Genomic DNA, 21,045 nt, shown 5'->3' on the forward strand with positions numbered 1-21,045 from the left:
ACAAACCCCACCTTTATAAAATTTAGAATATTTAAAAATTCTAAATTAATTATATTAAAAGAAAATTAAAGTAGCAAGTGATATTCCATTAACTGCATATACAACGATCACCTCCTATTGACTTTCTTTGGAAGGATAAGGGAATTTCATTTGTTAGCAAATGATGAAACGAAGGCTAAAATCATTTCAGGATAATATGCACTCATCTTTTCACTAAGTTTTTCTAGTTCCTCTTTATTCAAGCTCGTATGCTCCCCATATAAGTTGATTGCATCCGCTCCGTTTTCATGAAAAAACAATGTAACATATAATGTCGGTAACCCGGTATTGGCCTCATCTATCGACAAGACAAGATCTGGCGTTTTATTCACCGTACTAAACGTTTCATTTCTTTTCCATTTCTTATTTTGAAACATAGTTTGTATATCATCTATCTTTCGTCTGTTATCTGTGTGCGTAAAATATATGACATTATCCTTCGCTGGCTTTCCAATAGATAAAAGTGTGCGACTTGAGGGCGTTTCATCGTTACAGGCTGTCATTCCGATAACGAAGCTAAGCAATAATACGACGTACATTACCCTTTTCATTTCGAACCGCCTCCTTTTGAATATATATATTCCTTTATGAGGAGCAAATGTCCTGTGATTTTATGGTGAGTGAAATTATATCGGCGATTTTTAAAATATATCGACTTACCGACAAAACGTGACAATTTATGCAAAAAGAAAGAGGCTGCCCGTTACGGCAGCCTCCCTTATTTTTAGAAGAATAAATGTAAGAAATCTTCTGTTGTAATATTACCGAAGTAACGTACGATATCTACGCCTTCTAAAGCTACAGTGAATGCATCTTTATCAAATTGTACACCTGTTAGACGCTCTTCAATGTCATGCACATCTAGTGATCCGAAGAAATCACCGTAAATTTTACATTCTGTTACTGTTCCTTTTTTCACTTCAAGACGAACGTCAACTTGTCCAACTGGGAAGCGGTGTGAATGTTGTAAGTTGAACTTCGGAGATTTTCCGTAGTTCCAGTCCCAATTTTGGTAGCGTTCTTCAGAAAGTTTATGGATCTCTTTCCAATCATTTTCTGTTAATTCGTACGTTGGAATTTCTGTTTCCCCTTCGAAAATTGTTTCTAGAAGAAGTTGTCTAAACTCTTCTGTCGTCATTTTTTCGTTTAAGAATTCAGTAATGTTCGCAACGCGGCTACGGATTGATTTAATGCCTTTTGATTGAATCTTATCCATTTTTACTTTTAACGCTGATACGACGTGATCGATTTCAGAATCAAATAGTAACGTACCGTGACTGAACATACGACCTTTCGTTGAGAACTGCGCGTTACCTGAAATTTTTCTACCTTCAGCTAAAATGTCGTTACGACCACTTAGTTCTGCATTTACACCTAATTTACCAAGCGCTTTCGTTACAGGTTCTGTGAATTTTTTGAAGTTGCTGAAACTGTCTCCATCATCTTTCGTAATAAAGCTGAAGTTTAAGTTTCCTAAATCATGATATACTGCGCCTCCGCCTGATAGACGACGAACGACATGAATTCCTTGTTCTTTTACGTAATCTGCATTAATTTCTTCTACTGTGTTTTGGTTTTTACCAATGATAATCGAAGGTTCGTTAATGTAGAACAGTAAATATGTTTCGTTAATATCTAAATTCTTCACACAATATTCTTCAATTGCTAAGTTTATTCTAGGATCTGTAATCCCTTTATTATCAATAAATAACATCGTATCACCTCATGAGTTCCAAATGTAACCACTATGTGCTAGCGTAATGTGGCCACTGAAAATTTGTTTTACTTCTGTTACTAAATCAGATGTGTTTCCTGTATGTGGTAAATGCGTTAATAAAAGTTCTTTTACATTCGCATCTTTCGCAATACTTGCTACTTCTGTACTATTCATATGCCCTGCTTTTGCAGCTTCTTGATGTGCATACATATTACACTCACAAATGAAAAGATCAGCATCTTTTGTGAATGGAATAAATTCAGGAATATAACTGGAATCCGCGCTATATACTACAGCGTCACTACCAGCTGTAATACGCATCGCAAAACATGTAACAGGATGAACAGTTTTTAAGAATGAAATCGAGAACGGTCCAACTTGAAGTGTTTCTTCTGGATTGTACGCGATTCCTTTCGTATGCGGTTCATGCGTTAAAGAATGGAATCCATTCTCGTCAAACGTATGACCGTATATTGGTAATTCCGGTAGTTGCCTTGTTGTCGCACTCGTAATTAATCTCGCATATTGCAATACCCCAATATCTGCAACATGATCATGATGATAGTGTGACAGTACAACTGCATCTATATCAGATGGTGTTATATATTTTTGAAGCTGTGCTAGTACACCACTACCACAGTCGACAAGTAAACGAAAACCATCGTGTTCAAACAAATACCCCGACGTTGCTTCTCCCGCTTCTGGAAAGCCGCCCCAAAAGCCGACAACAGTCATTTTCATATGTATCCATCCTTTCTAAAACCGAGTAGGAATGCATGTTTCACTTACATTCTACATTGTTAACTATAATCCATTTCCTAAACTTTTTCATTATTTTTCAATTTTGTTATAAAACAGTTGTTGACTTTTATTTTTTGTACTAATACAATGATAGTAAGAAATGGAAATGGAGGGATTGACATGATCGATCAACCAATGGAGTTTTTCAGAAATTTACCGACGAAAACTTGTGCGCACTGTGGGAAAGAAATTGATGAGCAGCACGAAGCATACCATAACAAATGTGATGACTGCGTTCACGAAGAATAGTAGTTTATGAACATAAAAAAACCTAGCAGACATAGTCTACTAGGCTAATAACATCGTATCCTTCTTCATCGTTGAACCTTTCACCAAGAGCTCCAATTCAAACTCATACAATTCTTTTTGTCGATAATTTTTCGTATGGATTTTATCCATCATCAGGTCGACAACTTTTCGGGCCATCTCATCGATTGGCTGTTCAATTGTCGTAATACCTGGCTCAGTAATCTGTGATAATATTTGATTATCAAAACCGATAACAGCGAGATCATCTGGAATACTCCAGTCATGGCGTTTTGCCTCTGAAATGATTCCAGCTGCAACCTCGTCACCTCCTGCCAAAATCGCGGTAGGATTTTTTTTGTCCTTTAATACTTCATGGAATATTCTCTTTCCATCATCCCAAGAGAAAGCGTTTTCAAGAAAATCGATCGCTTCTACTTGGCGGCTCTTCTCAGTTATGGCACGTAAAAAGCCCATTTTTCGCTGCTGGCTAACCACTTTGGTTTCGTTACCACGGCAAAAAATAAGATTACGATATCCTTGTTCTAACACATGCTTAGCAGCTATGTATGCTCCTTGCGCATGATCAAACTTCACTGTTGGAACATTTGCTTCCTCAATATATTCATTACATAACACGATTGGACCGTGCTGTAAGTATGGCTCTACATCTTCCCACGGATTTTCTAGTGAACATAGAATAATCCCATCTACTTGTTTCGTAGATAATAATTGTAAATACTCCATCTCTTTTTCCGGTAAATATCTTGTTTGACAAATAATCAGTTTATATTTATGTTCAGAAGCAGCAATCTCAATTGCTTCGATAAATCTACTGAAGAAAGGATTTGTAATCCTTGGAACTAGCACCGCAATTGTTTCCGTCTTTTGTTTACGAAGCCTTCTCGCCGCAGAATTAGGAACGAAACCTAAATGCTTCATTGCTAATTGAACCCTTTTTTTCTTCTCATCTGAAACATATGGATGATTATTAATCACCCTAGAAACCGTTGTCCTTGATAACCCCGCTAATTTCGCCACGTCCTCTATAGTCGACACGAAATTCTCCCCCTTTGCATGAAAACGTTTTCTTAAATTGATTATATAGTATATTATTGGAAACTGCAATATGGGTTGTTATGATTTTACTATATTAATATTATACATAGAGAAAAGTCTGTTAATGGGAGGAGAGTTTATACTGCTTTTAGAAGTTTACAGTAGATATATTTATAAAAATAGAAGGTGATATTTCATGAATCGGACAGATCGTTTGTTAGCTATATTAATTGAATTACAAAGAAGACAAACTGTTACAGCACAAAGCTTAGCTGAAAAATTCGAAACAAGTATAAGAACTATTTATCGAGATATGGATGCACTTAGTGAATCTGGCGTCCCACTTTTCGCCATGCCTGGCCACGGCTATTCATTAATGGATGGTTACTTCTTACCACCTATTCAGCTTACACCTGAAGAGGCTGTTACTCTTTTACTAGGCGGTGATTATATCGAGAAAACTTTCACTTCTTCTTTTTCTGTACACGCACAATCAGCAAAAGAGAAACTTGAGGTTGTCCTCCCTACTGATCAACAAAAGAAAGTGAAAGAGTTACGAGGAACTTTCCGTTTTCTTTCTCCTATATTTTCACACAAACAATCTGAACAAGAAAAACTTGAAAAACAACTTATCCTGTTGCAAGAATCTATCCAAAAAGAACAGGCTATCTCTTTTTCTTATCGTAAACCGAGGGAAACTACAAAAATACAGCGGGCCGTTCATCCTTACGGTTTAGTCAATATTTCGGGAATTTGGTACATCGTTGCCCACTGTTTACTTCGAAAACAAATACGTAATTTCCGCTTAGATCGAATGGAGAAATTACAGCAAGAACAAGAATTTTTTACAAAACCCGAAGACTTTTCTTTGCAAGAATATCAGCCTGAAAGCAACCGTACTGTGATGATTCATTTATTATTCCCCTCCCATATTGCACATAAAATTATTGAATCACGATACTTCTTTATAGATTCATACGAACATAGAAATGATGGTTTTCACGTCTTTTTGAAATCTAGAAACATAGATGAAGTGTTTCAATGGGTATTGAGCTGGGGAAGCCAAGTGCAAGTACTTGAGCCAAACGTTCTATCTGAAAAAATCCGTGATGAAGCAAAGAAAATGTTACAACTTTAATTTTTGCATTTCACTACTGACATAATGTTGTCAGCATTACCCCTTTATAGTAGGTAGTAACAAATACATTTTCATAAAAAGGAGTTAGTGATATGAAGAAATTTGAAGAGTTAGCAACGTACTACATAGAGGAATTAGAAAAGTACTCTATAGAACAATTTAGGATGAAGCCTTCTAATGAGGAATGGTCTCTCGGTCAAATGTATAATCACTTAATTTCAGCTACACGCATGCAGTTAGATGCAATCGCAAAATGCAGAACTGAATTGCCTTCTGTAACTAACAAGAAAACAGATATGGGAGAAAAGGTATATATGATGGGAGCTTTCCCAGACATAAAAATCAAATTACCAGATCATCCTGGATATACACCTGAAAACCCAGCTAATAAAGAAGACGTACAGAAACAGCTTCTAGAATTAATTACAATTGTTAAAGACATTGAGCCAACGCTTTCTTCTATCTCTAGTGATTGTAAAGTCGAACATCCTGGGCTTGGTTACTTACATGCAGCAGAATGGTTCCAGCTTATTTCTATGCATTTTACACATCATCTGCGTCAGAAAGAAAGATTGGAACTTAAGGTTTGCTAAGTGTTAACATTTCCACTAAAAAGAGACTGCCCATATTGGCAGTCTCTTCACTAAAATATGCACCGCCTATACAATTCATAAATTCCCACTTGCTATCAATAGAAGACTCCTCTTTTTTATTCAATATAAAAACACATCAATACGTCATCTCCATATGATCCATCTTCATATTTAATTTGCTTTCTTTGTCTGCCTTCTTCTACAAATCCCATACGTTTGTATACTCTAATCGCCCTATCATTAATAGAAACTACGCCTAAGCAAATTTTCTCCAAACCTTTCTGCCCTCTAGCCCAACTAATAAGAAATTCAATTAGTTCTGTACCAATGCCTTGATTACAGTACGCCTCTTTAATTCCCATTCCCATTGTGCCTACATGTCGTAAGCGGTCTAATTCATATCGATTGAAAATTAAAAAGCCAACCACTTTTTTATCCACTTCATAAACTATGTAAAGATTACCTTTCTCATTACTTTTCCGTATCTTTTCTCTTTCTGCATTAATATCATTTGGTACATTATTTGGAGATACTATAAAAAACTTTGTAGTAGTTTCCGATAATATAATTTCTTTTCTAATATTCGTAATGGATTCTGCATCAATCTCTTTTGCAAATCGTATCACTAAATCACCTCGTACCTTTTTCTTTAAAAAATAATATTAAAACTATATAACGCTCAAAATGCAACATTACATATTGAGAATTTTTCCACTTTTGATACAATATCCTTACATCTATATAAAAGGAATGTATACAATGAATCCAATTTTAACAGCTGCAAAACAACTATTACATAAAGAAGAAACAATTTTATCTACTTTAAATTGTTCACTTACTGGCTATATGATTACGCATAAAGTTCCGCATCCAGGCATGCTACTTGCTACTAATGGAAGACTTCTCTTTTTTAGCCAATATAAAAGCACATTCATTGCCGAATTTGATTATGAAAAAATTCTATCCATAGAAACGAAGAGACGGATCTTTGATAAAAAAATAATATTTTACTATGAAGATGAATATATCACGCTGGGATACATTACAAGTTCAAATATTGAAGAATTCATAGACTTACTACGCGGAAAGTGCAAGACTAGCACAGACTTATAATCAGTGAGGATCCCCTCACTGATTCATTATTTTAACTCCTCCCACTTCGTCCAAACTTCTCTCCCGTTTATACGGTACATATTATCCTCTCGATCCATAAATCCGTGCACAATAAACTCACGTCTAATCGTACAAAAATCATCATGATATTGTTTTATGAATGTATTCATTTCCTTTTCCGTATATTGATTTTCAGCGTTTAACTTGCTAATTAAATGCTCTAACAATACTAGTTTCTTCTTCTTTTGACCTGGAATCGATTTTAGGCGGTCCTCTTTATCGAAAAAGTTACGAATCGTCGTATCTCTGAATTTCATTTCATTTTCGGTCATTTTGTTATCCTCCATCGGATTTTTATGCAATACAACTTTATTGTTTGTCCTTATTACTTTTCTTCATTCTTTTACTTACAACATCCATAAGGTAATACCCGCTAATTAGCACGTAGTAGAATAGCAGTATTCCTAATGTATCTTTCATACTTGTATATTCCTCTTTGTGAAGTAAGATAGGTGAAAGGGTGAAAACAAGAAAGAAGATTAGTGGATACAAGATAAAATAGTAAGTACGATTTCCTTTCATCATATCAACTCCTCTATATCTAGTTTTCTCTATAAATTGTTGTAAATCCTTTTCTTTCGTCTCTATATCTTGTAAAAAGGTTTATATAAACTACAGAAAAGACCCCTCCATTAAAATAAAAAAAGCACCGAAAAGGTGCTTTTTTCTATGCTTCAATCGATTGGTTTTCCGCAATATTTCTAAATTGTCGTTTGTGCATCCAAGTTAAGGATGCGATCGTTCCAAGTGATAATACAACGATGAAAATCATGAGTATTCCTATGTTTTGCCACATGAAGTTAAAGTCTCCACTTGATACGACTGCTTTCAATCCTGATACAGAGTATGTCATCGGTAACCAAGCATTGAATGGTTGTAAAAACTTCGGAATCAATTCTAGTGGGAATGTTCCAGCACTTGTTGTAAGCTGAATAATTAATGTGATGATGGCGATGAAACGCCCTGCATCACCGAATGCTGTTACTAAACATTGAATTAATGCGATAAACGCTAAACTTGTAACGATGCTAAAGAGTATGAAATACGGAATACTTTGTACTTCTACACCTAATCCGAATAGCAATATAACATCTGCTACTATCGCTTGAATAATACCGACTGATAATAACACGCCGAACTTACTAATAAACCAGCTAAATCCTGATTTCGGAACGCCAACTGTATCGCGTAATGGGTATACGATAGATAGTAGTAATGCCCCAACGAATAAACCAAGTGATAAGAAATATGGTGTAAATCCAGTTCCGTAGTTAGGAACTTCCGCCATTTTCTCCGTCTTCACTTTTACAGGACTTGCAAACATATCATACGTTTTATCTGTTCCTTTTACTTCACCAGTTTTCTCTGCCCCTTCACCAAGCTTCTCAGCAAGTTCACCTGAACCGTCGTTTACTTTTACAAGACCATCCGTTACTTTTCCGGATCCGTCTGCTAGTTTATTTACGCCGTCGATTAGCTGGGTTGAGCCAGTGGACATTTTATTTAGACCACCATTTAGAGTACCTAAACCAGTTGTTACTTGACTTGAACCGTCCGCTAATTGCGTTATACCACCTGTCATTTGGTTTGCTCCTACAGATAATGTACCTAAACCGCCTGTTACTTGGCTTGAGCCATCTGCTAGTTGATTTACACCACCTGCCATTTGGTTTGCCCCTGCAGATACTGTGCCTAAACCGCCTGTTACTTGGCTTGAGCCATCTGCTAATTGAGTTACTACTACAGATACTGTGCCTAAACCGCCTGTTACTTGACCAGACCCATCTGCTAATTTGGATACTCCTGCAGATACTGTGCCTAAACCGCCTGTTACTTGGCTTGAGCCGTCCGCTAATTGATTTACACCACCTGCCATTTGATTTGCTCCTGCAGATAGTGTACCTAATCCGCCTGTTACTTGGTTTGAGCCATCTGCTAATTGATTTACTCCTGCAGATAATTGACCTAATCCTGCTGTCACTTTTCCGGATCCGCTTTGTAATTGCGTTACTCCGTCAATTAATTGAACTGATCCATCTTTTAATTTATCGGCACCTATTTTTGCATTATCTAATCCCTCACCAAATCCATGAAACTTACTAACAAATTCGTTTTGTGCGTTCGTTAGTTTCTCAATGCCACCTGCTAGAGTTTTCACCCCTTCTGGATTTGGTAATTTGTTTTGCAATCCATTTGTTGTTTGATGTATTTCGCCTTTTAATTGTTTTACTTCTTCATTCAATTTATTTGTTCCACCTGCTACCCCAGTAGCTTTTTGCTGAACTGTCGCTGTACTTTTTGCCGCATTTGTTATATATGGCTGTAACTGCTCTTGATATTCTTTCGGTAAACTCTCAATTTGCTTTTGTAAATTCGCTATTTCTTGCGCTGCATTTTTAGCATCTCCTGCTGTTGATTGCGTAAGTTCATTTAACTGATTTACATTCGCCCCAGCTCCATCTATTTTCTCATTTACTGTATTCAATATAGAAGGAATTTTCGACTGCATTTCCTCTAAGCCTGCAGCAGACTTTTGTACGTTACTATTTAAATCTTGCAATCCCTTTTGGATTTCTTGAGACCCTTTTTCTAATTGACTTTGCCCTTCAGCAAGTTTTCCCATACCATTTGATAGATCAGTTGTTCCTGCTTTTAATTCACCGGATTTACTTACTAATTGGTTCAAGCCACCGGTCACTTTCTCAGATCCATCACGCAATTCACCCGTTTTGCTATTTAACGTAATTAAACCGTCTGTTACTTTTCCTGACCCATCTACTAATTTTCCGATACCTGTTTGCATCTCACTTGTTTTACTATTTAACGTAATTAAACCGTTCGTTAATTTTCCTGATCCGTCTACTAATTTCCCAATACCTGCATTGCTATTTAATACATGTAAACCGCCTGTTACTTTTCCTGACCCATCTACTAATTTTCCGATACCTGCATTGCTATTTAATACATGTAAACCGTCTGTTACTTTTCCTGACCCATCTACTAATTTCCCTATACCTTTCTGCATCTCACCCGTTTTGCTATTTAACGTATTTAAACCTACTGTCACTTTGCCTGACCCATCTACTAATTTCCCTATACCTTTCTGCATTTCACCTGTTTTGCTATTTAGCGTATTTAAACCATTTGTTACTTTGCCGGAGCCATCTACTAATTTATTAGAACCATCCGCTAATTTCTGAACTCCATCCTTCATCTCCCCAGACTTCCCTTGAAGTGTATGAAGGCCATCCGTCACTTTACTTGAACCATCATGCAATTCACTTGATCCGTCGTGTAGTTTATTTGCTCCTTCTGCCCCATCTGCTAATCCTTTTGAGACGTCTTGAATGGAATCAAACATTTTCTCTGCATATGTTTTCGTTAACGTACTTGATACTTCAGTTTTAATCTTTTCAATGGCTGTTCCGCCAATTTGTGAAGATAAGAAGTTTAAACTCTCGTTTGGAATGTATTCTAAGTTTAATGGTTTTGGATCATCTTTTAATAACGTTGTAGCGTTACTTGAGAAGTCATCTGGAATGCGTACTAACATGTAATACTTTCTACCTTCCATTCCTTTTTTCGCTTCTTTTTCACTTACAAATTCCCATTTAAAACTTGTATTATCTTTTAAGTTATCAACGAGCCCTTTTCCGACCTCTATTGGTTTCCCATCAAATACTGCACCTTTATCTAAATTCACTACCGCAACTGGTAAATCATCTAACTGTTTATACGGATCCCAAAAGGCCCATAAAAACATACCTGCATATAAAATCGGTACGAATAAAACCGCGATAATTGGAATTAATATTTTTTTACTTTTTATGATTTCAGTAAACTCTTTACGAAGTAACTGATTCCATTTCATCTTTACTCCCCCTTTTTCGAATGACTATTTTGTTCATCTGGTCATTTTTACCCAAATAAAAAGGCTATACCTTTTCATACATATGCCTTATCCCCGAATTTATACTATGCAACTGTTCCTTACTATGAAGTAAATATGTCTATTATCCCTCCTAAAATAAATATATGACCATTTTGTTCAAGTGGTCACTTTTTATAATAATAAAAGGATTATCTTAATTTGACAATCCTTTTAATAAATAAAGTTCAAATAATTCTGCGATTTTTTCTTTTTCTAGCGGTTCATGATTTTTTTCCCAATCAAAAATAAGCGATACGTATAAGCGAAGCATAATAAATGCTGTAATTTCTGGATCACATTTGCTAATCTCACCTTTTTCAATCGCAATCTTTAAATACGATTGAATGACAGAAACGATTTCCACATCTACTTGTTGCATCACTTCTTGTACTTCTTTCGTTCCCATATCACGCTCTTCTTGAATTAACTTAATCATGAGCTGATGTTCTTTTCTGAATTCTAATATGCTATATAATGCTCTATGTACATTTTCAAAAAATGAAACATCTGAACGAATTGCATTTTCTGCAACTTGCTTCATTTCTGTAATTAAATTAGAAATAATTTCACCAAATAGCTCTTCTTTATTTTTGAAAAAAGTATAAATCGTTCCTTTTCCTACATTCGCTAACTTCGCTACTTGATCCATCGTTGTTGCTTTATAACCGAACGCTGAAAAAGACTTTGTTGCAGCTTCAATAATAGAACGTTTTCGATCTATCGCCACATCGTCACCTCCAAAAATGACCAATTGGATAATACAGTCAATCAGTACATCTTTGATATTACCACACGCTTACATTCTATACAAGTTCTCTTTTTTATTATTTCCAGTATAAAAAATTCCAGTCAAGTTATATCATACTGTCCATAGTGTATCAAAAAGTATACATGTATGGAAAGCTAGAATATATTCATAATAATTGGTGGCTAGATCCCACTAGAAATTTAATAAAATAGACAGTGTTCTTAAAATCAAAAGTTTAAGAACACTGTCTTTTATTTTGACATAGAAAGTAAAATCTTCTCCATCTCTTTCTTAGTTAGCTCATCATCGATTATCTCTTCGTATATCTTTGTATCTCTTGTAAACATATCATTCACTATGACAATTTGATACTCACTATTCTTACCTTGTGCTGGTACAAACATTTTGAGCCCTTTTAACTTACCCTCTCCATGAGAAGATTTATTATAGACCATTCCTTTCCCGTCTAAACTATAACTTTCTAGATTCTCTTCTCCAGGCATCATATAGTGTAGTGGATCCTTATTACCATCCATATACATCCTTGACTGATAAATTGTAAAACCATATTTCCCTTTTGTATATTCTGATTTAGTAACTAATTCTACATCTCTTCCAAAATATGAGTCAGCCCATTCTCTCTTTAATTCATAACCTTCAGGTATATAAGTCGGCTGCTTAATTTGAAACGGTACATGTTCTTTTGCTTCTTCCATAGTATATGTTAAAGACTTCTCCAGCTTATCTCCAAGCGGTTTTAATGTCTTCTCAATAGTAGCTAGTCTTTCTTGATCAGCTTTCTTCAAGCGTTCAGGTTTATATTCCTTTGTATCTCCATCATAATTCTCAGGCACATTTTTCTTAACCATTGCTTTCTTATGAATTTCTTGCGCTTCCTTAAATAATTGAACATACTGCTCAAATTCTTCTTTCGTAAAATTCTTTTCTGCCAAATACAAAAAATCTGTATTCATTTTATATGACTTTATTGACATCCCCCATTCTCTACTTGCATTCTCCGGTGTACCTAATACTGTTTCTATTGCTTCTTCAAAAGCCGCTTTAGATTGCTTTTTTTCTACAACCTTTTCTTTCTGTCTTTCATCCCCCTCAGTTATCCTTGCATTTAATAAAAATCCGCCTGCTATAGCTGCTATAGCAATAACTCCAAGTAAAGACAGACGATACGATTTCTTTTGGAAATTTTTAATCATAACGATTCTCCTTTTTAATGTTCGTTTATTTCTACTTAAATTTGCTAGGCTTGGTACTTGATAGGAATAATGTTCTAAAAGGGTAATGATTGTATGACCGTATGCAATTTGCTCCTCTTTATCTATAAACGTAAGCGCATATGCATCACAGGCTAATTCTTGATCTTCTCGCATACAGAAATAGGCGTACCAAAGAATCGGATTGAACCAATTTAATAGGATTAAACTGTACATAATCCAATTTACAGCTACATCGCTTCTTTTAATATGAGCTAACTCATGGTAAAAGACATATTGTAATTGTTGCTCATTTAATACTTTTATATGTTTTTTTGATAGTAATACTTTTGGGCGAAAGAAACTAAAAACAGTTGGGCTCGCAATCTTTCCTGCTAGACGTAATGAAACTGCCTTCTTCATTTTCATAGACTGCTTACAGAGATTAAACACTGTAACGACCTGTTCATCCGTAATATCCGGTTGTTTCTTTATGTAAGAATATAAACGTCTATTTGTAATAAACGTGATGATTGCTAATACGATTACCCCAACTAACCAAACATATAGAGCGATTTTGTATAAAGAAAGTGTAGTCTGTTGTTCCGCACTCACGTTTACTTCAGGTTCACTATTCTTTGTCACAGTTTCAGAATTTGATTCTAATTCCACTGTCTGTTTCATCTCGTTATTCACTGTATTCTCACGTGAAGGTGCATTTTTTTGAATAACTTCCGATACACTAGAACTATAGGAAAATAATGAATAAATGCTATAAGAGCTATCTGGTGACCAAGGTAAAAGGAGTCTTATCATTAGTACGATCCACAGCATATATTGCCATCGGGGCGTTAATTTATTTCTAAATAGTACTTTTATACATAAAATAAATCCAACTAATATGCTAGCCATAAGTGACGTTTCTATAAGCCAATCAAAAAAATGAGGAAGGTATACATTTATAAGCGTGTCTATCATTGTTATCTATCCTTCCTCTTGTTCTCCTCTGTCTTCTCATCTAAAATGCGTTTCAGTTCATTAATATCTTCTGAAGACAATTTTTCCTCTTTTAAGAAATTAACAAGTAATGGCTTAAACGCTGCGCCGCAAAAACGCTTTAGCAAAGATTTTGTTTCAACTTGCAAATAATTATCTTGTGATACTAACGGATAATAAGCATACATGCGCCCTTTATCTTGATGGTAAGAAACAGCTTCCTTTTGTACTAACCGATTAATTAATGTACGGATTGTTTTCGGTTTCCAGTCCATTGCATCTTCTAGTTCTTCTATAATTTCATTCGCTGTTTGTGGAGAGTTAGACCAAAGTACTTTCATAATTTCTAATTCAGCTTCAGATATTTTAGGTAATTGATTTGTCATAAACATTTCACTCCTTCATATTACATTTGTAATCTACAATTAAGATTACAAATGTAATACTAAATTGTCAACCATATTTTAGAAAATAAAGTTTCAGTTAAACCTTACTTAACAACAACAAATTTCCCTTTTTTCAAATAATCAAATAAAAAAACAAGAAAATCCTTACATTTAATAGTAATATAGAAAATAGACAAGTTTATCAAAATAGTGGAGGCTTTTTCAGTCATGATGCGTGCGCTTCGTTTAAATATAAAGCAAGCTTTTTGTAGTCGTATTTCTTTAATTATGATGCTTAGTGGATTCGTTCTTATTTGCATTTATCACTATTATTATGTACTTCGTTATTTAGGAGACGCTGCGAGTGGACCTATTTCAACAGATATAAAATGGATCGGATTTCGCGACAATGAAATGGATGTTTATTTATTATTAATGCCAGTTATTGCGAGTTTTCCCTTTAGTACAAGTTACAATTCGGATAAGTCAGATGGTTTTAAACCGTTTGTGAGTAAGGGGATTTCTTTATTTCCTTATTCAGTAATGAAATATATCGTTACGTTTTTTTGCGGAGGATTTCTTTATACATTTCCATTCATCTTATCGTTATTATTTTGCAAATTAACTATTCCAGACGGAGAACCTACGGCAGGTTCAGGCATCATAAATGATGACGGAATGTTTGCAAACCTATATTTCGATGCACCTCTCGCTTACATTACTGTATATATCGGAATTAATTTTTTATTTGCAGGTTTAATGGCTCTTTTAGGACTTGCTGCATCTGTATGGTCACAAAAGGACTATATGGCAATTCTCTTTCCATTTGCAGTTGCCTCCATTCCTTACGTCCTGCTAAATACAATATTCCCTACAATAGGCGGAGCACCTTTTCATTTATATGATCCAAAGCAACCATTGCAAGGCATGTCACCGTACATTTTAACGATGCAATGTACTTTCTTCCTTCTCGTTAGCTTATTTATGTATATACAAGGAGTAAAGCGAGATAGAAAAAAATATAGAAGAAGATTGCAAAAAAGAGATCGATGTAGAAAAGCGTTTCAAGCAATTTCAGACTAAATCATTGAACGAATAAGAGCGTAATTCCCTAAGCTAGCTTAGAGAATTACGCTCTTATTATCATTACTCATATAATCATCTCCCCTTTACGGCGTACCTGCCAATCCCCATAAAATAACGACCGCCGCAAAATAAATCGCTTTAATACCTACAACTGAACATAATAAAATAATTGCATATGTACTTAATTCTCTTCTTGCACCTATTAAAGTAAAAATGACTGCCAAACTAAATGTTACATAGGACGATGCTGTATGTATTAAGTTATATGTAATATCCAAATTTTGAGTAAGTCCTGTTACCTCTGCTACAAATTGGAGCATGACGATTGTACTGAAAAAAATTGCAAGCTGATTCATTAATTTTCCATTTAACCACACTTGCATTTTTAACCTCCTCATTATAAAAAGCTGAATTTTTAATTAATTTTAACATGATTTTTACAGAAAAAGAACGCTCAGTATATCTCTAAGCGTTCTTTCATGACTATTTAAGAAGCTTTCTTCAAATCAATTTGAGCAAGTACTGGGTCGTGGTCACTTACACGTCCATGTTCTTTCATAATGTTTGAGTTTAAGTGTACTGGATCTACAATTGTGTGCGGTGCGATGTTGTTTGTTACTAAAATATGATCTAACACTTGTGCATTTCCTTCATGAATGTACGTGTAGCGGTTGTCTTTCGGCACTGTGTTTAACATATTTTTTAAGTTTGTTCCTTCTAGTGTTTTTAGTGGTTTAGCGAACTCAAAATCGTTCATATCCCCTAACACAACAACTGGTGCATTCGTGTTCTTTTTCTGAATTCCTTGTACGAATTGATTTACTTCTTGCGCTAATTGAATTCGTTTTTCTTCACTCTTTAATACGAGCGGCTGCACTTTTCCAAATGGCGTTGCATCTCCTATTTTTGAGTTTAAGTGATTTGCAACGACAACAACGTTTTGTCCTTGGAACGTAAATTCTGCTGCAAGCGGTTTACGTGTACTTTCAAATAATGAACTTTCGTCTCCAATGCGAATGACATTTTTATCAAGTAACTTCGGTACTGCTGCTAATTTCACGCGTGATGGGTTGTAGAAGAAACCGACGCGAATATTCGCTCCTGGTGCTCCTCCGTCTAGATTATTATTGGGAGCAATTTCTACATACTCATACTTCGGTCCACGAATTTCTAGAACTGCATCAATGATACGTTTTGCGCTTAATGAAGCATCTGTTGTACCGTCATTAATCGTTCCGTTATTATCTTGCATTTCCTCTACACCGATAATATCTGGCATTTTTAAATTGTATTTAATAGAATACGCTAACGCTTTTACTTTTTCATCTGTTGTTTCTTTTTTATTCGCCGAGAAGTTTTCAATGTTATATGTAGCAACTGTTAACTTATCAAGACGAGGCTGAATATTCGCGCCTACTTGCTTAAATCCACCGTCCACTACAGATGGTAATTCCGTTATTGGCGAAATGCGGAACGAACCGTAATCATATCCGACTACCCCTGTTATATCTCCAGTGAAAGTATCTCCTACTTTTGCTACATAATCACGAGGTACTTTTACTGAAAGACGCTCTGGGTTTAATTGATTTTCATCTAATACAGGTGTGCCGTATTTCGTTACGACTTTATTTCCGCCATTTTCTACTGTTACATATAAATTTCCGTTTTTCTGAGGTGCAATAATTTTTGGCGTTGGCATCGTAACGCGCATACCTTCTATACTTTCATAAAAGTCGATTGCATCTTCATTTGGATCAAATAAACCGAATGCATCATTATCGATAATTTGATCAGGGATTTTCACACCGTTTTCTCCAAGTACAATCGGTGCTGGTAAAGGTTGATCTTTTGCGATTACAGCAACGCGGCTCGCTTTAATTTCCGTCGTCGTTAAATCTGTGTCAAACCTTTCTGCATACCCAGGTCCAACATATTCTTCTACTTCTCCATCAACTTGAATAAGATCTCCTACCGCTACATTCGCATCTTTTTTGTATACGTACATACCTTCTGACGTAGCTGGATCATTATCCGGCTGGTTATCTTCTATATAAAAACCATTTTTATCAAGTGCTGTTACAACGCCTTCCACATTGTATACTTTCTTCCCTTTGTAAGGAGAAACATGTGATTTCCCTTGAATATCATGAATACGAACTGGTTCATTATTTACGATAATAAATGAAAATGTTGAAACCGCTGAAGAAGTAAGCCCTTCTTTCTCTGCGATTGCTTTAATCACACTATTTTCATTCACTACAATTTGTCCGTTATAACGAACACTCTTATTTGTAGGGTTAGAGCCATCTAACGTATAGTAGATTGTTGCTCCTTCTGTATTCGTTGTTAATGTTACCGCTGTTCCCTTCGCAACTTCTCCACTACCAGGCGAAGCTACTACATCGCTAACACGGTTTTGTCCTTCCCCTTGAAACTTATGAGCCGTTACCGATTTTAAACCTGGGCTACTAAAATATAATTCAAGCGTCCCTGTTAAACTAACTTTCTTCCCGATATTTTCAGGATGATCTTTCACATTTACTGCCGCTCTCACATCACCCTTTGGCAACTGAACAGGCATGATTTTGTCTGGATTCGTTTCATTTGGCGAATCCGCAATTGCTACGTTTGTATCATCAAACTTAGCTGGATCTTTCGTGTATTTAGAAGGACTTTGCGTATATCCAACGATATATCCTTCCACTATCCCCTTCGTTTTCCCTTGCTGCTTAAATACTTGAATTGCTTTTTCTACTGACATAGAAGCCGTTTCTTCTGCTTGTACTAAAGTTCCAGTAAATGAAAGCAATAGTATGAATGATAAAAAGACACTTAACAATTTCTTCACAGTCATTTTCCTCTCCCTATTTCATATTTTCTCAGCATTTCTATCATATCAAATGATTCGTTATATAGAACTATATTTCGACAAGTTTTACAAAAAATTTATTTAATTTACAAGCTTTCAAACTATAATACAAAATAATAATTTTACACCTTCTACGAATGCGCTCTATAATGTTAGAGAGAGAAAACAGAAAATATCGAAATTTCATTGGCATGTACAATGTAGTCATTTGAATAGGAGTGATTGGATGGAAGTGCAAACAGAAACATACCGCGCAGCTATGAATGGAACATTAGAACGTCATTTTTCAGATATGATTGCTGTTATACCAACTAGAATTACGATTGAACAGTTAAAACAGCGGCTAGAGACTATCTCTACTAAAGTGGATGAATTAAAAATTGTTTACAGTGATGAGATAAGCCTTATTGTTGAGTTACATATGGATGAAACAATCATACCGTATGAACTGCATATTGATGAAACGAGCAATCCAGAAGAATATAAAATGTACAATAGACAAGATTCTACAATCGTAGATCGTAATTTTGAAGATGCTGCTTATGGCACTGAAATTTTCGCTCGTACGCTATTTGTAGGCGATGTGCTGGACTGCTTTTTCCAGCAGTTACAGTTTTTATGGAACCTCGCTCCAGATTTGTTATTTGTAATCGATTCAAGTGCAGCAATGAAAGTAATATCTAGAAGCTATATTGAATATCACGTTGAAAATGAATTATTACCTGACATTCCTGACTTGTATGTTATTCATTCTGTTTATGAAGACGATAAAGAAGGTGAGCCTACGCAATATTGGTTTCATACACATGGCCTTTTAAGAGCAGGCGTAACAGAAATAGAATTAATTATTCCAAATCGCATTTCATCCTACTACGGCATTGGTGATCTCTTTCAAACATTTGCTAATAATGCCGTTGAGAATGGACAAGTCCCTATGAATGAGCCTATCGTGATCGCGCATAGTCAGCAAGGTTCTATACATACAGTAGCTGTTCCGTGGGAAAAGGGATTATCTTATATTGGGCATAAAACGAGTATGGATCAATTGTCTTCAATCGAGGATGAAGAAGTGAAACTACAACCAATAGATGCACAAAACGTATTCTTAGGCGGGATGGATGACCGAGATGAATACCATCAATCTCCGTCCGTTCTCTTATTCAAATTTAATACTTCAGAAGAATATATTGAAAGTTTTTTCAAAGAACACGAGGAAGCTACAGGGCTCATGTTCTATAAAACAAATAGTGAAACCGATCGTATGGCTTACAATGCGAAGAATACTTTCGGGTATTTCAGCAATATTTTTCACATTGAACAATCAAATGAAGATTTTCGTTTCCTTGCTAAGTTTGGTGTCTCCTACGAAGAAGGAAAAAGCGAACATATGTGGTTTGAAATGCAAAACATTACGGAAGATTTTATTCAAGGAATACTCATTAATGAACCATATTTTATAAAAGATATGAGTGAAGGAAATAGTTATCAGTTAGATTTTGCTAACTTAACAGAGTGGGTTATTTATGCAGGGGATACCATTATAAAGCCAAATAATTTATATATGTTTATTGGTGAATAAGTAACGAAACGCCTTCAATGTGATTGAAGGCGTTTCACTTTACTGTGCAATTAATTCGGTATCCATTACTTTCTCCAAATGAGATAGTACACGCTTTGCAGCTTTCTCACCTTGATCAATACAGTCCGGAAGACCAGAACCAGCGTAAGAACTACCTGCCAAGTATATTCCTGGCAACTCTTTTTCCATAAATGTTGTGAGTTTCTTCATTCGCTCGTTATGACCTACTGTATATTGGGGCATTGCTTCTTTCCAGCGGCTTACGACTGTAAACTCTGGATCCTCTGTAATATCCATCGTCTTTCGTAAGTCTTCTAGTACAAGCCTAACAAGTTCCTCTTCTGTTTGTTCTACAACTGCTTCATCACCAGGTCGTCCAACGTAACACCTAAGAAGCGTTTTTCCTTCTGGCGTTGTATGTGGCCATTTTTTATGTGTCCACGTACATGCTGTAATTGTGTAGTCGCTATTTCGAGATACGACAAATCCTGTACCATCAATATCGCGCTGAATGGCTGATTTCGGGAAAGCCATTGCCACATTCGCAACTGATGTGGACGGAATGTTGCGGAAGAAACGAAACTGCTTGTACTGCGCGAACATAGATGGCAATACTTTATGTGATGTTGCCACTACGACCGCGTCCGCTTCTATTTCTTTTCCGTTACTAAGAGTAATCGTATAACCATCACCAAGTTTTGCAATTTTTTCAATGCGTGTTCCCTTTATTATCGTACCTTCATGCATCTTCATTTCGAGAGATTCTACGATAGATTCTAAGCCTGTTTTCACTGTTTGGAAGATTCCTTTTTTCGGTTCAGATGTCTCTTTTTTCGGGGCAAGTGTACGCATACCGAGTGAAATACTGCGATGCTTCTGCTCAATTTGATACATTTGCGGGAATGTTGACATTAAGCTCATTTCATCAATATCCCCTGCATAAATACCCGATAGTAATGGTTCTATTAAATTTTCAACCACTTCGTTTCCGAGGCGATGTCTGAAAAACTGCCCGAGTGATTGATCAGATACTGGTTTTGATCTCGGCATTAACAGATCAAAACCAGCTCTTAGTTTACCAATTGGGGAGAACAGCTTGGAAAATAGAAACGGCGTAATTTGCGTTGGAATTCCCATCATCGATCCGCTCGGCATTTTATGTAACCGATTGTTTACGAGGATAAATGATTGACCGGCCTTATTATTTACAAGTTCATCGCCAAGACCTAATTCTCGCGCTAATCTAGCTGCACTTTCTTTTCGTGCTAAGAAAGAATCCGGCCCGCGTTCAATTGTAAATCCACCTTTTCGAACGGTTTGAATTTTCCCGCCAAGTTTACCCGATGCTTCTATCAGTAATGTATCGATCGGCAAGTTCTTGTCATGAATTTCTTTTTGCAAGTTATACATTGTTGTTAATCCTGTGATGCCACCGCCGATGACTACAACTTTTTTCCTCAAGCATGCTCCCCC

At 35.8% G+C, this 21,045-nt stretch carries 20 protein-coding genes; 6 read left to right on the forward strand and 14 right to left on the reverse strand.

What is annotated here, in order from left to right; translation table 11 throughout:
* Window positions 1-146 precede the first annotated feature (146 nt).
* The 3 genes from MNO09_RS25375 to MNO09_RS25385 form a co-directional block, all read right to left on the reverse strand.
* Window positions 147-590 carry a hypothetical protein gene (locus tag MNO09_RS25375; protein WP_000832623.1) on the reverse strand — a complete coding sequence of 148 codons (444 nt, stop codon included), beginning with the start codon at window positions 588-590 and terminating at the stop codon, window positions 147-149.
* Between the two features lie 173 nt (window positions 591-763).
* Window positions 764-1,753: a lipoate--protein ligase gene (gene lplA, locus MNO09_RS25380; protein WP_000897292.1), complete on the reverse strand. Its 990-nt coding sequence runs from the start codon at window positions 1,751-1,753 to the stop codon at window positions 764-766.
* 9 nt (window positions 1,754-1,762) lie between these two features.
* Window positions 1,763-2,497 (reverse strand): MBL fold metallo-hydrolase, encoded by a 735-nt coding sequence (locus MNO09_RS25385; RefSeq protein ID WP_000784673.1) that lies wholly within the window; start codon window positions 2,495-2,497, stop codon window positions 1,763-1,765.
* A gap of 180 nt (window positions 2,498-2,677) precedes the next feature.
* On the opposite strand from MNO09_RS25385, the gene yhfH reads away from it, so the two are divergent.
* The gene (gene yhfH / locus MNO09_RS25390; RefSeq protein WP_000567010.1) at window positions 2,678-2,806 is read left to right on the forward strand and encodes a protein YhfH; all 129 of its coding nucleotides are present in this window, start codon (window positions 2,678-2,680) and stop codon (window positions 2,804-2,806) included.
* Window positions 2,807-2,845: 39 nt separating this feature from the next.
* Here yhfH and MNO09_RS25395 read toward each other — a convergent pair whose 3' ends face one another.
* Complete coding sequence (locus tag MNO09_RS25395) at window positions 2,846-3,862, reverse strand: LacI family DNA-binding transcriptional regulator (protein ID WP_000103724.1); 1,017 nt, start codon at window positions 3,860-3,862, stop codon at window positions 2,846-2,848.
* Window positions 3,863-4,058: 196 nt separating this feature from the next.
* Here MNO09_RS25395 and MNO09_RS25400 point away from each other — a divergent pair, with 196 nt between their 5' ends.
* Both MNO09_RS25400 and MNO09_RS25405 read left to right on the forward strand, forming a co-directional pair.
* Window positions 4,059-5,000, forward strand: coding sequence for a helix-turn-helix transcriptional regulator (locus MNO09_RS25400; protein ID WP_088106938.1), 942 nt, complete (start codon window positions 4,059-4,061; stop codon window positions 4,998-5,000).
* 92 nt (window positions 5,001-5,092) lie between these two features.
* Window positions 5,093-5,593 (forward strand): DinB family protein, encoded by a 501-nt coding sequence (locus MNO09_RS25405; RefSeq protein WP_088106937.1) that lies wholly within the window; start codon window positions 5,093-5,095, stop codon window positions 5,591-5,593.
* A gap of 116 nt (window positions 5,594-5,709) precedes the next feature.
* Here MNO09_RS25405 and MNO09_RS25410 read toward each other — a convergent pair whose 3' ends face one another.
* Window positions 5,710-6,219 (reverse strand): GNAT family N-acetyltransferase, encoded by a 510-nt coding sequence (locus MNO09_RS25410; protein ID WP_088106936.1) that lies wholly within the window; start codon window positions 6,217-6,219, stop codon window positions 5,710-5,712.
* A gap of 133 nt (window positions 6,220-6,352) precedes the next feature.
* Here MNO09_RS25410 and MNO09_RS25415 point away from each other — a divergent pair, with 133 nt between their 5' ends.
* Window positions 6,353-6,706 carry a PH domain-containing protein gene (locus MNO09_RS25415; protein ID WP_088106935.1) on the forward strand — a complete coding sequence of 118 codons (354 nt, stop codon included), beginning with the start codon at window positions 6,353-6,355 and terminating at the stop codon, window positions 6,704-6,706.
* A 26-nt stretch (window positions 6,707-6,732) separates the two neighbouring features.
* On the opposite strand, the gene MNO09_RS25420 is transcribed toward MNO09_RS25415, so the two are convergent.
* The 6 genes from MNO09_RS25420 to MNO09_RS25445 all read right to left on the reverse strand — a co-directional run bounded on the left by MNO09_RS25420 (window position 6,733) and on the right by MNO09_RS25445 (window position 14,038).
* Complete coding sequence (locus MNO09_RS25420; protein ID WP_000138201.1) at window positions 6,733-7,038, reverse strand: DUF2087 domain-containing protein; 306 nt, start codon at window positions 7,036-7,038, stop codon at window positions 6,733-6,735.
* A 37-nt stretch (window positions 7,039-7,075) separates the two neighbouring features.
* Window positions 7,076-7,291: a hypothetical protein gene (locus MNO09_RS25425; RefSeq protein ID WP_088106934.1), complete on the reverse strand. Its 216-nt coding sequence runs from the start codon at window positions 7,289-7,291 to the stop codon at window positions 7,076-7,078.
* A 142-nt stretch (window positions 7,292-7,433) separates the two neighbouring features.
* Window positions 7,434-10,637 (reverse strand): YhgE/Pip family protein, encoded by a 3,204-nt coding sequence (locus MNO09_RS25430; RefSeq protein ID WP_088106933.1) that lies wholly within the window; start codon window positions 10,635-10,637, stop codon window positions 7,434-7,436.
* Between the two features lie 214 nt (window positions 10,638-10,851).
* Window positions 10,852-11,424, reverse strand: a complete 573-nt coding sequence (locus MNO09_RS25435; protein WP_000963378.1) for a TetR/AcrR family transcriptional regulator — start codon at window positions 11,422-11,424, stop codon at window positions 10,852-10,854.
* Window positions 11,425-11,696: 272 nt separating this feature from the next.
* Window positions 11,697-13,634 (reverse strand): M56 family metallopeptidase, encoded by a 1,938-nt coding sequence (locus MNO09_RS25440; RefSeq protein ID WP_088106932.1) that lies wholly within the window; start codon window positions 13,632-13,634, stop codon window positions 11,697-11,699.
* 2 nt (window positions 13,635-13,636) lie between these two features.
* Entirely contained in the window at window positions 13,637-14,038 is a 402-nt protein-coding gene (locus MNO09_RS25445; protein WP_000184503.1) for a BlaI/MecI/CopY family transcriptional regulator, read from the reverse strand.
* Between the two features lie 228 nt (window positions 14,039-14,266).
* Between MNO09_RS25445 and MNO09_RS25450 the strand changes: the two genes are divergently transcribed.
* Window positions 14,267-15,121, forward strand: coding sequence for a hypothetical protein (locus MNO09_RS25450; RefSeq protein ID WP_000984175.1), 855 nt, complete (start codon window positions 14,267-14,269; stop codon window positions 15,119-15,121).
* Between the two features lie 86 nt (window positions 15,122-15,207).
* Here the strand turns inward: MNO09_RS25450 and MNO09_RS25455 are convergent, their stop codons facing one another.
* On the reverse strand, window positions 15,208-15,507 hold the full coding sequence (locus MNO09_RS25455) for a hypothetical protein (RefSeq protein WP_001198480.1): 300 nt from the start codon (window positions 15,505-15,507) through the stop codon (window positions 15,208-15,210).
* 104 nt (window positions 15,508-15,611) lie between these two features.
* Entirely contained in the window at window positions 15,612-17,978 is a 2,367-nt protein-coding gene (locus tag MNO09_RS25460) for a DUF6359 domain-containing protein (RefSeq protein WP_078182905.1), read from the reverse strand.
* 241 nt (window positions 17,979-18,219) lie between these two features.
* Here MNO09_RS25460 and MNO09_RS25465 point away from each other — a divergent pair, with 241 nt between their 5' ends.
* Window positions 18,220-19,572, forward strand: a complete 1,353-nt coding sequence (locus MNO09_RS25465) for a DUF4026 domain-containing protein (protein WP_088106931.1) — start codon at window positions 18,220-18,222, stop codon at window positions 19,570-19,572.
* 39 nt (window positions 19,573-19,611) lie between these two features.
* On the opposite strand, the gene hemY is transcribed toward MNO09_RS25465, so the two are convergent.
* Window positions 19,612-21,033: a protoporphyrinogen oxidase gene (hemY, locus tag MNO09_RS25470; protein WP_001228150.1), complete on the reverse strand. Its 1,422-nt coding sequence runs from the start codon at window positions 21,031-21,033 to the stop codon at window positions 19,612-19,614.
* Between the last annotated feature and the right edge of the window lie 12 nt (window positions 21,034-21,045).

Origin of the sequence: Bacillus sp. N5-665, from assembly GCF_022637375.2 — a bacterium.
Lineage (GTDB): Bacteria > Bacillota > Bacilli > Bacillales > Bacillaceae_G > Bacillus_A > Bacillus_A wiedmannii.